Source organism: Variovorax sp. P1_H2 (genome assembly GCF_056405295.1).
In genome coordinates this window covers 16,130-31,987 of sequence record NZ_JBFUCJ010000088.1, presented here as the reverse complement: position 1 = coordinate 31,987, position 15,858 = coordinate 16,130, and the positions used below count along the sequence as shown (strand labels likewise).

General features: G+C 68.3%; 9 protein-coding genes and 1 pseudogene. 2 read left to right on the top strand and 8 right to left on the bottom strand.

Annotated elements, in window-relative coordinates; translation table 11 throughout:
- Window positions 1–53 precede the first annotated feature (53 nt).
- The 8 genes and pseudogenes from gshB to leuS all read right to left on the bottom strand — a co-directional run bounded on the left by gshB (window position 54) and on the right by leuS (window position 11,917).
- On the bottom strand, window positions 54–1,001 hold the full coding sequence (gene gshB / locus AC1D2E_RS25175; RefSeq protein WP_478199925.1) for a glutathione synthase: 948 nt from the start codon (window positions 999–1,001) through the stop codon (window positions 54–56).
- A 1-nt stretch (window position 1,002) separates the two neighbouring features.
- Window positions 1,003–2,346, bottom strand: a pseudogene (locus AC1D2E_RS25170) (benzoate/H(+) symporter BenE family transporter); the annotation flags it as partial.
- A gap of 73 nt (window positions 2,347–2,419) precedes the next feature.
- A complete protein-coding gene (locus AC1D2E_RS25165; protein WP_478199924.1) occupies window positions 2,420–4,288 on the bottom strand; it encodes a potassium transporter Kup in 1,869 nt (622 codons plus the stop codon).
- A gap of 154 nt (window positions 4,289–4,442) precedes the next feature.
- Window positions 4,443–5,741: a glutamate--cysteine ligase gene (gshA, locus tag AC1D2E_RS25160; protein ID WP_478199923.1), complete on the bottom strand. Its 1,299-nt coding sequence runs from the start codon at window positions 5,739–5,741 to the stop codon at window positions 4,443–4,445.
- 218 nt (window positions 5,742–5,959) lie between these two features.
- Complete coding sequence (locus AC1D2E_RS25155) at window positions 5,960–7,252, bottom strand: glutamate-5-semialdehyde dehydrogenase (RefSeq protein ID WP_478173070.1); 1,293 nt, start codon at window positions 7,250–7,252, stop codon at window positions 5,960–5,962.
- A gap of 296 nt (window positions 7,253–7,548) precedes the next feature.
- Window positions 7,549–8,604, bottom strand: coding sequence for a DNA polymerase III subunit delta (gene holA / locus AC1D2E_RS25150; protein WP_478199922.1), 1,056 nt, complete (start codon window positions 8,602–8,604; stop codon window positions 7,549–7,551).
- A gap of 161 nt (window positions 8,605–8,765) precedes the next feature.
- Window positions 8,766–9,275: an LPS-assembly lipoprotein LptE gene (locus tag AC1D2E_RS25145; protein WP_478199921.1), complete on the bottom strand. Its 510-nt coding sequence runs from the start codon at window positions 9,273–9,275 to the stop codon at window positions 8,766–8,768.
- Window positions 9,272–11,917, bottom strand: a complete 2,646-nt coding sequence (gene leuS / locus AC1D2E_RS25140) for a leucine--tRNA ligase (protein WP_478199920.1) — start codon at window positions 11,915–11,917, stop codon at window positions 9,272–9,274. The genes AC1D2E_RS25145 and leuS overlap by 4 nt, the downstream gene beginning before the upstream one ends.
- Window positions 11,918–12,081: 164 nt before the next feature.
- Here leuS and AC1D2E_RS25135 point away from each other — a divergent pair, with 164 nt between their 5' ends.
- Together AC1D2E_RS25135 and glgB are read left to right on the top strand one after the other, a co-directional pair.
- Window positions 12,082–13,704 carry an alpha-glucosidase gene (locus AC1D2E_RS25135; RefSeq protein WP_478199919.1) on the top strand — a complete coding sequence of 541 codons (1,623 nt, stop codon included), beginning with the start codon at window positions 12,082–12,084 and terminating at the stop codon, window positions 13,702–13,704.
- Window positions 13,694–15,853 carry a 1,4-alpha-glucan branching protein GlgB gene (glgB, locus tag AC1D2E_RS25130; protein ID WP_478199918.1) on the top strand — a complete coding sequence of 720 codons (2,160 nt, stop codon included), beginning with the start codon at window positions 13,694–13,696 and terminating at the stop codon, window positions 15,851–15,853. The genes AC1D2E_RS25135 and glgB overlap by 11 nt, the downstream gene beginning before the upstream one ends.
- Window positions 15,854–15,858: the final 5 nt, after the last annotated feature.

The following is a 15,858-nucleotide window of genomic DNA, read 5'->3' as shown; positions in this document are numbered from 1 at the left end:
GGCCGGATTGCCGCCGACCTCCCCGTCGGAGAACGCGGCGATGCGCTCGACCTTCACGATTTCACATGCGCTTCCAGCGCATCGATGAACATCGCCGGCACGTCGAAGCCGGTCTGCTCGGTGATCTCCTGAAAGCAGGTCGGGCTGGTGACGTTGATCTCGGTCAGCGAGCCGCCGATGACGTCGAGGCCGATCAGCAGCAGGCCGCGCTGGCTCAGCACCGGGCCGATCGTCTCGGCGATGCGGCGGTCGTCGTCGGTCAGCGGCTGGGCCACGCCCTTGCCGCCGGCCGCGAGGTTGCCGCGCACCTCGGTGCCCTGCGGGATGCGCGCCAGGCTGTAGGGCACGGCGCGGCCGCCGATCACGAGCACCCGTTTGTCGCCTTCCGAGATCTGCGGCACGAAGCGCTGCACCATGATCGTCTCGGCGCCGTTCTTGTTGAGCGTCTCGATGATCGAGCCGAGGTTCAGCGCATCGGCCTTGACGCGGAAGATGCCCATGCCGCCCATGCCGTCGAGCGGCTTCAGGATGATGTCCCGGTGCTCGGCGTGGAAGGCGCGCACCGACGCCGCATCGCGCGTCACCAGCGTCGGCGTGGTGAACTCGGCGAACTCCATGATCGCCAGCTTCTCCGGGTGGTCGCGCAGCGCCCGCGGCTTGTTGACCACGCGGGCGCCCTCGCGCTCGGCCTGCTCGAGCAGGTGGGTGGCGTAGATGTACTCGGCGTCGAAGGGCGGGTCCTTGCGCATCAGCACGACGTCGTAGCCCTTGAGCGGCCGCTCCTCGGCCGGCTCCTCGCGGTACCAGTCGTCGGGGTCGCCGGTCAGCACGATCGCGCGCGCCTTCGCGGTCACCAGCCCGCCGCGCCGCCAGCCCAGGTGGCGCGGTTCGCAGACCGACAGCGTGTGGCCGCGCCGCTGGGCCTCGCGCATCATCGAGAAGGTGGTGTCCTTGTAGATCTTGAAATGATCCAGGGGGTCGGCAACAAAGAGGATGTGCATGTCAGGAGGTCTTTCCGGCAGTCGGAGCCGTTGCCGTTGAGGGGGATGTCGCGGCCGGCCCCGAGGTGCCCGATCGCTCGTCGAGCCGGATCTTGCAGGCAGACGCGATGTCCGTGCCGGCGTGGGGTTTGCGGCCGAACTGCTGGATCGCCAGGGCCAGGGCACCGGCCACCACGCCCCAGAAGGCCGAGCCGATGCCCACCAGCGTGACGCCCGAGAGCGTGACCAGGAAGGTGATCAGCGCCGCCTCGCGGTGCGGCTCGTCGCGCACCGCCGCGGCCAGCCCGCCGCCGATGGTGCCGAGCAGCGCCAGGCCGGCGATGGTCGCGACCAGTTCCTTCGGGAAGGCGGTCAAGAGACCCGTGACGGCGGCGCCGAACAGGCCGATCACGACGTAGATCGCGCCGCAGCTGACCGCCGCGGTGTAGCGCCGCGCCGGGTCCTCGTGCGCCTCGCGCCCCATGCAGATCGCGGCCGTGATGGCGCTGAGATTCAGCGCGAAGGCCCCGAAGGGCGCCAGCACCAATGTGAAAAGGCCGCTGATCGTGATCAGCTTCGACACCGGCAGCTCGTAGCCCGCGGCGCGGATCGCGGCCACGCCCGGCAGGTTCTGCGACGCCATGGTGACGACGAACAGCGGCAGCGCGAGGCTGACCACCGCCTGCCAGCTGAAGACCGGCATCGTGAGCACCGGCAGCGCGAGGCTGAAATGCACCGCGCTCCACGCCAGCTCGCCGCGCGCCGCGGCGAAGGCGATGCCGACCCCCAGGGTCAGCGGCACCGCATAGCGCGGCAGCAGCCGCTTGCCCGCAAGGTAGGCGCCGAGCATCAGCAGCACCAGCGGCAGCGCGGTCTGGGCGGCGACGAAGGCCTGCAGCCCGAAGCGCGCCAGCACGCCGGCCAGCAACGCCGAGGCCAGCGCCATCGGGATCCTGTTCATCACCCGCTCGAACCAGCCAGTGGCGCCGGCCAGGGCCATCAGCAGCGCGCAGACAATGAAGGCGCCGACCGCTTCGTTCATGCTGAAGCCGGCGCCGGCGACCGCCAGCACCGCGGCGCCGGGCGTGCTCCAGGCGATCATCACGGGCTTGCGCCACCACAGCGAAGGCAGCGCCGAGGCCAGGCCCATGCCCAGGCCCAGCGCCCACATCCAGGAGGAGATCATCTCGGGCGTGGCGCCGAAGGCCTGCGCGGCCTGGAACACGATCGCCACGGAACTCGTGAAGCCGACCAGCACGGCGACGAAACCGGCGGTAAAAGCCGACAGGCTCAGGTCCTTGAAAAAACGCATCGTCGGATTGTGCCGCTGTGTCGCCGCACCCTTCCAGGAACACCGCGGAACCGGCTTTGCCGGGCCGCTGGTGTTGCCCCCGGAAGGGGGTGGGCGGCTACACGAAGTGAGCCAACCTGGGGGCGAGCTAAATTTCTATTTTTGAGCCGAGCTCCACGACCGCGTTGTTCGGCAGACCCAGGAAGTCCGCCGCCCCGCTCGCGTTGTGATGCATCTGCGCGAACAGCTTCTCGCGCCAGGGCGCCATGCCGCTGCCCAGCGTCGGGATCACGACGTCGCGCGACAGGAAGTAGCTGGTCGCCATCGGCTCGAGCTGGCAGCCGCGCATGCGCGCGTGCTCGAGCGCGCGCGGCAGGTCGATCTCGTTCTTGAAGCCGTAGTGCACCACCACCTGCCAGCAGTGGTGGCCCAGCGCCTCCATCTCGATGCGCTTGTCCATCGGGATCCACGGCACCTCGTGGTTGCGCACCGTCACGAACAGGTTCTGGTCATGCAGCACCTTGTTGTGCTTGAGGTTGTGCAGCAGCGCGTTGGGCACCACGCCCGGCTCGGCGGTCATGAAGACCGCCGTGCCATCGACCCGCGCCGGCGGGCTCACGAAGACCGAGTCGAGGAAGCCGCGCAGGTCGATCGCCTCGGCCAGCTGGGTCTCGCCCATCAGCCGGCGCCCTTCCTTCCAGGTCAGCATCAGCATGAAGATCGAGCCGCCGATCAGCAGCGGGAACCAGCCGCCCTCGAACAGCTTGAGCAGGTTCGAGGCGAAGAACAGGAAGTCGACCAAGAAGAAGGCGCCGGTGGCCGCGATGCACAGGGCGAGCGGGTACTTCCAGGCGTAGCGGATCACGAAGAAGGTCAGCACCGTGGTGATCAGCATGTCGGTGGTCACCGCGATGCCGTAGGCCGCCGCCAGGTTGCTCGACGAGCGGAACATCACCACCGCCAGCACGATCGCCACGAACAGGCCCCAGTTGACGAAGGGGATGTAGATCTGGCCGGCGGTGCGCACGCTGGTGTGCTCGATGTTCATGCGCGGCAGGTAGCCGAGCTGGATCACCTGGCGGGTGACGCTGAAGGCGCCGGTGATGAGGGCCTGCGACGCGATCACCGTGGCCGCCGTGGCCAGAAACACCAGCGGCAGCAGCGCCCATTCGGGGGCCATCATGAAGAACGGGTTCTTCACGGCCAGCGGGTTCTCGAGCAGCAGCGCGCCCTGGCCGAAGTAGTTGAGCGTCAGCGCCGGCATCACGACCGAGAACCAGGCGATGCGGATCGGCTTCTTGCCGAAGTGCCCGAGGTCGGCGTAGAGCGCCTCGGCGCCGGTCACGCACAGCACGGTCGCGCCCAGGATGATGAAGCTGGTGACCGGGTTGTTCCACATGAAGCGCAGCGCGTAATGCGGGCTCATCGCCTTGAGGATCTCGGGATGGGTGAGGATCTGCGACACGCCGAGCACCGCGATGGCGAAGAACCAGGCCAGCGTGATCGGACCGAAGAAGCGGCCGATGCCCGCCGTGCCGCGCTTCTGGACCACGAACAGGCCGAACAGCACGACCAGCGTGATCGGGATCACGTAGTGCCGGAACTGCGGCGACACCACCTCCAGGCCCTCGACCGCCGACAGCACCGAGATCGCCGGCGTGATCACGCCGTCGCCATAGAAGAGCGAGGTGCCGAAGATGCCGACCACCAGCAGCACCTGCCGCAGCCGGGGCTTGCCGGTCACCGCCTGCGAGGCCAGCGCGAGCATCGCCACCAGGCCGCCTTCGCCCTCGTTGTCGGCGCGCAACACCAGCACGACGTACTTCAGCGAGACGATCACCGTCAAGGTCCAGAAGAACATCGACAGGATGCCGTAGACGTTGTCGGTGGTGAAGGGGACGTGGCCGTGGCCGAACACCTCCTTGACCGCATACAGGACGCTCGTGCCGATGTCGCCGTAGACGACACCGATGGCCGCGAGGATCAGCGCAGCGGAGGAGGATTTAGGGGCGGACACGGAATGGCTGCAAAGGGTCGCCGGCGTGCAGCACACCGCGGGGCGCTGGTACGGCCCGCTTCGGCCGCTGAATCGCCTTCCACCCTGTCGTTTGCGTTGTTATGGGGCCGCTATTTTGCCGTTGCCGCGCCGGTCCGCAAGCTGTAGTCCGAAATCATTCATAGACCTCGGCATCCGGGTCGGTGGCCTCGAGTTCGTAGCTGGCCGCCACCATCGCGAGCCGGCCGATCACGCCATACATGTAGAAGCGGTTGGGCGCGCTCGCACCGGGCTTGGCACCGGGTTGTGGTAAGTGCGCACTTTCCGAAAATGCCAATGGAACGAAGCTGGCACCCGGCAAGTTGAGGTTCTCGTCCGGCTTGCGCTCGGCATGCACCCGGTAGAAGCCGCCGACGACATAGCGGTCCATCATGTAGACCACTGGCTCGGCGACGCCGTTGTGCACCCGCTCGTTGGTCAGCACGCCTTCCTGGACGATCAGGTCGCCGGGTTCCTGGCCCTCCCTGGAGGCGCCCGCCTTGCTGGCGCGCGGACGGCGAACCAGGGCCTCGATCTCCTTGGCGTCGCGCACCGTCATCACGCCCAGGCCGGCGGTGCCGTTGTCGGTCTTGACGACCACGAAGGGCTTCTCGTTGATCCCGTATTCCTTGTACTTGCGGCGGACCTTGGTCAGCAGCGCGTCGACGTGGCTGGTCAGCACATCGATGCCCTGGCCGGTCGCGAAGCTGACGTCGGCGGCCTTGGCGTACATCGGGTTGATCAGCCAGGGGTCGATGCCCAGCAGCTTGCCGAAGCGCTTCGACACCTCTTCGTAGCTGTGGAAGTGGTTGCTCTTGCGGCGCACCGACCAGCCCGCGTGCAGCGGCGGCAGCAGGTACTGCTCGTGCAGGTCCTCGAGGATGCCCGGCGTGCCGGCCGACAGGTCGGTGTTGAGCAGGATGGTGCAGGGGTCGAAGTGCTTCAGCCCCAGGCGGCGCTTGCTGCGCACCACCGGCTCCAGGCAGACCGTGTCGCCGTTGGGCAGCTCGATCTTCTTCGGCGACTTGATCGCCGGGTCGATGGAGCCGACCCGCACGTTGAGCCCGGCCATGTGGAAGATGCGCACCAACTGCGCGACGTTCGCCAGGTAGAAGGTGTCGCGCGAATGGTTCTCGGGGATCACGAGCAGGTTGCGCGCCTCGGGGCAGATCTTCTCGATCGCGGCCTGGGCCGCCTGCACCGACAGCGGCAGCATCTCCGGCGTCAGGTTGTTCCAGCCGCCCGGATAGAGGTTGGTGTCGACCGGCGCCAGCTTGAAGCCGGCGTTGCGGATGTCGACCGAGCTGTAGAACGGTGGCGTGTGCTCCATCCATTCGAGCCGGAACCAACGCTCGATGGCAGGGGTCGAGTCGAGCACGCGCTGCTCGAGTTCGTTGATCGGGCCGGTCAGGGCGGTGACGAGATGGGGGACCATGCGGCGGCCTTGTTGGATTTGTGCCTGAGCTAGAACGGGGATTGTAGATTTTGGGGCGGACGCCCTGAACACAAGCTAAAGGTGTGGCTCGCCCCCAGGTTGCCCGGCACTTCGTGTCCGGGCGCCCACCCCCTGCCGGGGGCAACACCAGCGGCCTGGCAAAGCCAGTTCCGCGGTGTTCACCAACGGGCCAGGCTACGCCGGCCGGTCGTCGGGGCTCAAGTCCTTACTTCGCCTTGCCCCAGGACCACGTACTTCAGCGAGGTCAGGCCCTCGATCCCCACCGGCCCGCGCGCATGGAACTTGTCGGTGCTGATGCCGATTTCGGCACCGAGGCCGAACTCGAAGCCGTCGGCGAACCGGGTGCTCGCATTGACCATCACGCTGGCCGAATCGACCTCGCGCAGGAAGCGCTGGGCGTTCATGTGGTCGCGCGTGACGATCGCATCCGTGTGGTGGCTCGAATAGTGGTTGATGTGCGCGATGGCCTCGTCCACGCCCTCCACCACCTTGATGCTGATGACCGCGGCCAGGTATTCCTCGGACCAGTCCGATTCGACCGCATCGACCACCTTGTCGGCCGGCAGGTGCGCGCCGTCCGCGCGCAGGATCTGCGCCGCCGCCGGATCGCAGCGCATCTCGACGCCCTTGGCGGCGAAGATGGCGCCGATCTCGGGCAGGAAGGTCTCGGCGATCGAGGAGGCCACCAGCAGGCCCTCGGCCGCGTTACAGGGGCTGTACTTCTGGGTCTTGGCGTTGTCGACGATCTTCAGCGCCATGTCGAGCTCGGCCGTGTGGTCGACGTACACATGGCAGTTGCCGTCGAGGTGCTTGATGACCGGCACCCGCGCGTCACGGCTGATGCGTTCGATCAGGCCCTTGCCGCCGCGCGGGATGATGACGTCGACGAACTGCGGCATCGCGATCAGCTGGCCCACGGCCTCGCGGTCGGTGGTGGCTACCAGTTGCACGGCATCGACCGGCAGGCCGGCTTCCTCGAGCGACTCGGCGACCAGCCGGGCCAGCGCCTTGTTCGATTCGATCGCCTCGGAGCCGCCACGCAGGATCGCCGCGTTGCCGCTCTTGATCGCCAGGCTCGCGGCCTCGATGGTCACGTTGGGGCGGCTCTCGTAGATCATGCCGAAGACGCCGATCGGCACCCGCATCTGGCCGACCCGGATGCCGCTGGGCTGCTGCCGCATGCCGATGACCTCGCCGATCACGTCGGACATCGCGGCCAGCTGTTCGCAGCCCTGCGCCACGGTCTCGATGACCTTCGGCGTCAGCTTGAGGCGGTCGACCATCGGCGCCGACAGGCCGGCGCCCTCGGCCCGCGACAGATCCTTCGCATTGGCCTCGGCCAGCGGCGCGCCGGCGGCGCGCAGCCGGCGCGCCAGCGCCTTCAGCGCCTTGTTCTTGGTGGCGGCGTCCGCCCGTGCCATCAGGGCCGAAGCGAGCTTGGCCTGCAGCCCGAGCGTCTGGACGTACTCGGAGACATTCAAGGTATTCATCCCCGGATTGTGCCGCGAGGTCCAAAGGCGGCGGGGAATGTGGCTCGCCCCCAGGTTGCCCGGCACTTCGTGTCCGGGCGCCCACCCCCTGCCGGGGGCGCAGTCAGCGGCCCGGCAAAGCCGGTTCCGCGACTGCCCACCAACGGGCGCGCTGCGCACAGCCGAAAAAAGTACGGCGCCGTCTCTTTTGACGGCCGGCGCAGCCAGGCCCGTTGGTGAAACACCGCGGAACTGGCTTTGCCAGGCCGCTGGTGTTGCCCCCCTTGGGGGGAGGCGCCGCCAGGCGCTTCGGGGGGTCATCCCCTAGGTCCGCAGGCGCGGCACAGCATCAGCGCCAGCCGATGCAGGGCTTGCCAGCCGTTGGCCGGCCAGTCAGGCTGCTTGAGGCCCTTGACGATGCCGTCGACCACGTGGGCGGCGCGCAGCATTCGGGCCAGCGCCCGGTCGTCGAGCCGCGGCAGCACGCGCTCGAAGGCGCGCTCGCGCGGGCCCCAGATGCGGTTCTCGCGCAGTGCCATCGGCAACGGCCGGCCGGCCGCCATCGCATCCTTCACGCGCTTCAGTGCCCGGATGTCCTCGGCCAGCGTGTAGTGCACCAGCACCTCGGCCTCGCCCTCGGCCTGCAGGCCATCAAGCATGCGCGACACGCGCTGGGGATTGCCGCCGAGCACCGCTTCCGACAGCTTGAAGACGTCGTAGCGGGCGACGTTGTTGACCGCGCCCTCGACCTGTTCCCAGCCGAGTTCGCCCTCGGGGTGCAGCAGCGCGAGCTTCTGGATCTCCTGGTGCGCCGCCAGCAAGTTCCCCTCGACCCGGTCGGCGAAGAACTGCAAGGTCCGCTGGCCTTCCTCGCCGGCCTTCACGCGCTGGCCCTGCAGCGCCAGGCGCTGGGCGATCCACTGCGGCAGCGCGGCACGCTCGACGGCATCGATCTGCAGGCTGATGCCATGGTTCTCGAGTGCAGCGAACCAAGCCGCGCTCCGGGTCGCCTTGTCGAGCCTTGGCAGCAGCACCAGCGTGAGCGTGCTGTCGTTGCCGGGCGCGGCCTCGGCGATCTGCTGCAGCGCGGCGCTGCCGTCCTTGCCGGGCTTGCCCGAGGGGATCCGGATCTCGACGATCTGCCGATCTGCGAACAGGCTCAGCGAGCCGCCGGCCGCCAGCACCGCGCTCCAGTCGAAATGGGCGCCGGCCGCGGTGTACGAACTGCGCTCGGTGTAGCCCTGGACACGTGCCGCGGCACGGATCGCATCGGCCGCCTCCTGCGCCAGCAGCGGCTCGTCGCCATGGATGACGTAAAGCGGCGCCACCCGCTTCGCGAGGTGGGCGGCCAGTTGCAAAGGATTCAGCTGCATCAGCGCCTAGCCCAAAAACCGACAAGGCGCCGGCGTGCCGGCCGGCGCAGCCAGGCCCGTTGGTGAAACACCGAGGAACCGGCTTCGCCGGGCCTCTGGTGTTGCCCCCGGCAGGGGGTGGGCGCCCGGACACGCAGTGCCGGGCAACCTGGGGGCGAGCGTCATTTGATCGCTGCGAGCCGGCGCAGCACCTGCTGGGCGATGTCGTTCTGCATGTCGCGGTACAGAAGCTCGGCCTCGCCTTCCTTGGCGAGTGCGGCAGTCTCGTTGTAGGTGATGTCGCGCGACTGCTGAATCTCCGTCGGTCCGAGCAGCTCCTTGCCGCCCGAGCCGCGCACTTTGAAGCGCAGGGTCAGGATCAGCTGCAGTTCGCGCACCTGGCCGTCGGTCGTGGTCGACAGCACGATGTTGTTGCGGCTCTCGCCGAGGAGCTCCAGCACCGCCTCGGCCTTCTCGGCCTGGTCTGCGGGCAGCACCTCCACGGTTCCGGCAGCCTTGAGCTGCCGCCGCAGGTAGTTCGAGAACGGGGAAGTGCCCGTCACGGCGATGCTCTTGAAGGCAAAGGTCGGCGCCTTGCGCAATTCGAAGCCGCAGCCCGCCAGCGCCAGCGCAGCCGCGACCGCCAGAAAGCCGCGCCGCGGCAGCGGCGAGCGTCCGATCGCCCGGCTCATAGCACCACGTTGACCAGCCGGCCCGGCACCACGATCACGCGCTTGGCGGCCGCGCCCGCAGCGTGCTGCACGAAGGCTTCGCAGGCCAGCGCGATCTTCTCGATCTCCGGCTTGCTGGCCGCGGCCGGCACGCGCAGCGAGCCGCGCAGCTTGCCGTTGATCTGCAGCATCAGCTCGATCTCGTCCTGCTCGAGCGCGCTGACATCGACCGTCGGCCAGGACGCATCGAGCAGGTCGCCCTGGTCCTTGTCGTAGCCGAGCTGCAGCCAGAGCTGATGCGCGATGTGCGGCGTCGCCGGGTAGAGGCAGCGCAGCAGGATGCCGAAGCCCTCGCGCACGGCGGCGCGATCGCCGGCGTCGGCCGCGGCCGGCTTGAAGCCCTCGAGGGCATTGAGCAGCTTCATCGCGCCCGACACCACCGTGTTGTATTGCATGCGCTGGTAGTCGTAGTCGATCTGGCGCAGCACGGTATGGATTTCGTGGCGCAGCGCCTTGGCGTTCTTGCCGAACACGGGCGGGCCGGCCGCAGCCGCGCCGGCCTCGGCCGCAGCCGCATGCTGCGCGACGCCGAAGTTCCAGACCCGGCGCAGGAAGCGGTAGCTTCCCTCGACCGCGGCGTCGTTCCACTCCAGCGTCGCCTCCGGCGGCGCGGTGAACATGGTGTAGAGGCGCGCGGTGTCGGCGCCGTACTTCTCGATCAGGTCCTGCGGATCGACGCCGTTGCGCTCGGTCTTGCCCATCTTGCCAACGCCGCCGTACTCCACCCGCGTGCCGTCGGCCAGCGTGCCGCCCGTGATGCGTCCCTGGGCATCGAGCTCGGGCGTGACCTCGGAAGGCGGGAAGTACTCCTTGCCGCCCTTTTCGCCGCGCCGGAAGAAGATGTGGTTCAGCACCATGCCCTGCGTCAGCAGCTTGCTGAAGGGCTCGTCGACCTTCACCAGGCCGAGGTCGCGCATCACCTTGGTCCAGAAGCGCGCGTAGAGCAGGTGCAGGATCGCGTGCTCGATGCCGCCGATGTACTGGTCCATCGGCATCCAGTACTTGGCGCCGTCGGCCACCATGGCGTCGTCGCTCTTCGGGTCGCAGTAGCGCATGAAGTACCACGAACTGTCGACGAAGGTGTCCATCGTGTCGGTCTCGCGCCGCGCGGGCTTGCCGCAGACCGGGCAGACGACGCCGGCATGGAAGCCCTCGTGCTTGGCCAGCGGATTGCCCGAGCCATCGGGCACGCAATCGGTCGGCAGGACGACCGGCAGGTCCTTCTCGGGCACCGGCACCGCGCCGTGCGCCTCGCAATGGATGATCGGGATCGGCGTGCCCCAGTAGCGCTGCCGACTCACGCCCCAGTCGCGCAAGCGCCAGGTGGTCTGCGTCTCGCCCAGGCCCTTCTGGCCCAGCGCATGAGCCACCGCCTTCACCGCTTCCGGGTAGTGCATGCCGCTGAAGTTGTCGGAATTGATGGTCACGCCGCGCTGCTTGTCGCCGTACCAGTCCTGCCAGCGGTGGTAGTCGAAGTGCGGCTCGTCGTCGACCAGCACGACCTGGATGATCTCGATGCCGTACTTGTTGGCGAAGGCGAAGTCGCGCTCGTCGTGCGCCGGCACCCCCATCACGGCACCGTCGCCGTAGCTCATCAGCACGTAGTTGCCGACCCAGAGCGGGATCGGTTCCTCGGTGATCGGGTGGGTCACGGTGAGCCCCGTGGGCACGCCCTTCTTTTCCTGCGTGGCGAGCTCGGCCTCGGTGGTGCCGCCGCCCTTGGCCTCGGCGATGAAGGCCGCGACCTTGGGGTTGGTCTTCGCGGCATGGGTGGCCAGCGGATGCTCGGGCGCCACGGCGCAGAAGGTCACGCCCATGATGGTGTCGGCACGGGTCGTGAAGACGTACATGCGGCCGCCCTGGATCAGGTGGCCCTTGTCGTCCTTGATCTTGTGCGTGAAGGCGAAGCGCAGGCCTTCGCTCTTGCCGATCCAGTTCTCCTGCATCAGCCTGACGCGCTCGGGCCACCCCGGCAGCTTGTGCTGGGTGTGCTCGAGCAGTTCCTCGGCGTAGTCGCTGATCTTCAGGTAATAGCCCGGGATCTCGCGCCGCTCGACGGTGGCGCCGGTGCGCCAGCCCTTGCCGTCGATCACCTGCTCGTTGGCCAGCACGGTCTGGTCGACCGGGTCCCAGTTGACCACCTGGGTCTTGCGGTAGGCGATGCCCTTCGCGAGCATCTTGAGGAACAGCCACTGGTTCCACTTGTAGTAGCTCGGATCGCAGGTGGCGATCTCGCGGCTCCAGTCGATCGCCAGGCCCATGGCCTGCAGCTGGCCCTTCATGTAGCCGATGTTCTCGTAGGTCCATTTCGCCGGTGGAACGCCGTTTTTGAGCGCGGCGTTCTCGGCCGGCAGGCCGAAGGCGTCCCAACCCATCGGCATCAGCACGTTGTAGCCGCTCATGCGCAGGTAGCGCGTGAGCATGTCGTTGATCGTGTAGTTGCGCACGTGGCCCATGTGCAGCTTGCCGCTGGGGTAAGGCAGCATGGAGCAGGCGTAGTACTTCTTCTTGCGCGCGTCCTCGGTCACGCGGTAGGCATCGGCCGCGGTCCAGTGGGCCTGGGCGGCGGACTCGACATCGGCGGGTTTGTAGCTGGGGTTCATGGGCACTCGACAACAGCCCGGCGCCAGGCGGCCGGGGGAAGTTGGATTATCGCGGGGTTCTGTTGCTCGCCCCCAGGTTGCCTGCACTTCGTGCCGGGCAACCTGGGGGCGAGCGGCATGCTTCTCGCATGCCACAATGATTTTCGTATCCGAGAGGCAGAGGCATGGTCAACGACTGGTGGCGGGGCGCGGTGATCTACCAGATCTACCCGCGCAGCTTCATGGACAGCAACGGCGATGGCATCGGCGACCTGCCGGGGATCACGGGCACCCTGGACCATGTGGCCGGGCTGGGGGTGGACGCGATCTGGATTTCGCCCTTCTTCCGCTCGCCGATGAAGGATTTCGGCTACGACGTGTCCGACTACCGGGCGGTCGACCCGATCTTCGGCACCCTGGAGGATTTCGACGCCCTGCTGGCCCGGGCCCACGGGCTCGGCCTGAAGATCATCATCGACCAGGTCCTGTCCCACACCTCCGACCAGCACGCCTGGTTCGCGGCCAGCCGGGCCGACCGGACGAATCCGCAGGCCGACTGGTACGTCTGGGCCGACCCCAAGCCCGACGGCACGGCGCCGAACAACTGGCTGTCGGTGTTCGGCGGATCGGCCTGGCAATGGGATTCGCGCAGGCGCCAGTACTACCTGCACAGCTTCCTGGCCGAGCAGCCCGACCTCAATTTCCATTGCCCCGAAGTGCAGGAAGCGCTACTCGGCGAGGTCGAGTTCTGGTGCCGGCGCGGCGTCGACGGTTTCCGCTTCGATGCCTGCAACCATCAATTCCACGATGCGCGATTGCGCGACAACCCGCCCGCGAACGGCGGCGAAGTCAGCACGGTGCGGGCCGACAACCCCTACGCGATGCAGCAGCACCTGCACGACAAGAGCCAGCCCGAGAACCTGCTGTTCCTCGAGCGGCTGCGCCGGCTGCTCGACGGCTACGGCGCGGTGGCGCTCGGCGAGGTCGGCGACGAGGACGCGCCGCCCGTGATGGCCCGCTACACCGAGCGCGGGAAGCGGCTGCACCTGGCCTACAGCTTCAGCCTCTTGACCAGCGAACACAGCGCGCGCCACCTGCGGGCCCAGGTCGAGGCGCTGGACGCCGCGCTCGCCAAGACCGACGGCTGGGGTTGCTGGGCGGTTTCGAATCACGATGTGCCGCGCGTTGCCAGCCGGTGGAATGCCACCGGCCCGGTCGACACCCGGCGCGACCGGCTCTGGCTGACCTTGCTGCTGTCGCTGCGCGGCAGCGCCAGCGTCTATCAGGGCGAGGAACTCGGCCTGCCCGAGGCCGAGGTGCCCTTCGAGTTGCTGCAGGACCCGTACGGCCGCGCCTTCTGGCCCGAGTTCAAGGGCCGCGACGGCTGCCGCACGCCGATGCCGTGGCGGGCCGACCAGCCCCACGGCGGCTTCACCGACGGCCTGCCCTGGCTGCCGGTGCCGGAGGCCCACCTGGCGCTGGCCATCGACCAGCAGGCCGGCGACCCGCAGTCGATGCTGCACTACAGCCGGGCACTGCTGCATTGGCGCCGCACGCGGCCGTTGCTGCGCACCGGCCGCATGAAATTCCTCGAGGCGCCCGAGCCCTTGCTGTGGTTCGAACGGCGCGAGGGTGACAAGGCGCTGCAGGCGGTGTTCAATCTGTCAGACACGCCGGCGACGCTGCAGTTGGCGCAGGCCCTGCAGCCGCTGGCCGGATCGCCGTTCGCCGGCGCCGAGCTCGATGGCCGCGCACTCGCGCTGCCGCCCTTCGGCGTTTTCATGGGAGAGCCCCTGCATGCTGCCTGACGCCGAAGTCCGTGCCTTGATGCGCGCCGAGCATGGCGACCCGTTCGCCGTGCTGGGTCCGCACCAGACGGACGAGGGCTTGTGGGTGCGCGCGCTGCTGCCCGGCGCCCAGTCCGTCGCGGTGCTGCACTCGGGCTCGGGCTGGCCGCTGGCCGAACTCGACCGCCAGGGCGACACCGATCTTTTCGCCGCCTTGGTGCCGGCCTCGCAGGCCCGGCTCGGCTATCGCTTCGAAGTCGACTGGGGCGCGCACAAGTCGGCGCTCGAGGACCCCTATCGCTTCCCGCCGGTGCTGGGCCAAACCGATGTCTGGCTGCTGGCCGAAGGCACGCACCTGCGGCCCTACGAACAGCTCGGCGCCCACCTGCGCGAAATCGACGGCGTGCGTGGCGTCGCCTTCGCGGTCTGGGCGCCGAACGCGCGCCGGGTCTCGGTGGTCGGCGACTTCAATCAATGGGACGGCCGCCGCCACATGATGCGGCTGCGCCGCGAATGCGGTGTCTGGGAGATCTTCGCGCCCCACGTGGCGCCCGGCGACAGCTACGAATTCGAGATCCTGTCGGCGCAGGGCCAGGTGCTGCGCAAGGCCGATCCCTTCGGCTTCTCGGCCCGGCTGCGGCCCGACACCGCCTGCGTGGTGCAGCCCCTGCCGGCGCCGGTCCGTCTGCCGCCCGGACGCGCCGAAGCCAATGGCCGCGACGCCCCGGTCAGCATCTACGAGGTTCATCTCGGCTCCTGGCGGCGCAAGAACGGCCACGAATGGCTCGACTACCGCGAGCTGGCCGACACCCTGGTGCCTTACGCGCGCGACATGGGTTTCACCCACATCGAACTGCTGCCGGTCAGCGAACATCCCTTCGACGGCTCCTGGGGCTATCAGCCGATCGGCCTCTACGCGCCGACCTCGCGCTTCGGCACGCCGGGCGATTTCCGCCATTTCGTCGAGGCCGCGCATGCGGCCGGGCTCGGCGTGATCCTCGACTGGGTGCCGGCGCACTTCCCGACCGACGCGCACGGCCTCGCGAACTTCGACGGCACCGCGCTCTACGAGTACGCCGACCCGCGCGAGGGCTTCCACAACGACTGGCAGACGCTGATCTTCAACTTCGCGCGGACCGAGGTACGCAACTACCTGGTCGGCAACGCGCTCTACTGGCTCGAGCGCTATGGCGTCGACGGCCTGCGGGTCGACGCGGTGGCTTCGATGCTCTACCGCGACTACAGCCGCAAGGCCGGCGAATGGGTGCCCAACGCGCTCGGCGGACGCGAGAACCTGGAGGCGATCGAGTTCCTGCGCCGCATGAACCGCGTGGTCGGCATCGAGCGGCCGGGCGCCGTGACCCTGGCCGAGGAGTCGACCAGCTTCCCCGGCGTGACGCGGCCGCCCGAGGACGGCGGCCTCGGCTTCCACTACAAGTGGAACATGGGCTGGATGAACGACACGCTGGCCTACGCCGGCATCAACCCGGTCTATCGCAAGCACCACCATCAGCGGATCACCTTCGGCCTGATGTACGCCTTCAGCGAGAACTTCGTGCTGCCGCTGTCGCACGACGAGGTGGTGCACGGCAAGGGCTCGATGATCGGCCGCATGCCCGGCGACAACTGGCAGAAGTTCGCCGGGCTGCGCAACCTCTATGGCTACCTGTGGGCCTACCCGGGCAAGAAGCTGCTGTTCATGGGCGGCGAATTCGCCCAGTTCGCCGAATGGAACGCGGACCACAGCCTCGACTGGCACCTGCTCGAACAGCCGGCGCACCACGGCATCCGGCGGCTGGTGCGCGACCTCAACAACGTCTACCGCCACTTCCCGGCGCTGCACGAACTCGACTGCGAGACCGAGGGCTTCGAGTGGATCTGCCATGACGACGCGGACCATTCGGTGTTCTCCTTCGTGCGGCGGGCGCGCGACGGCCGCTTCGTGCTGGCGGTGTGCAATTTCACGCCGGTTCCGCGGATCGGCTATCGGCTGGGGGTGCCCGCGGAGGGCACCTACCGCGAACTCATCAACACCGACAACGCCGTGTACGGCGGCAGCGGCGTCGGCAATGGGCCGATCGCGAGCGAAGCCGTGCCCTGGCATGGCCGGGCCCGGTCGATGGTGATCTCGGTGCCGCCCTTGGGAACCTTGATGTGGGTGCTGGCGTGAGGCCG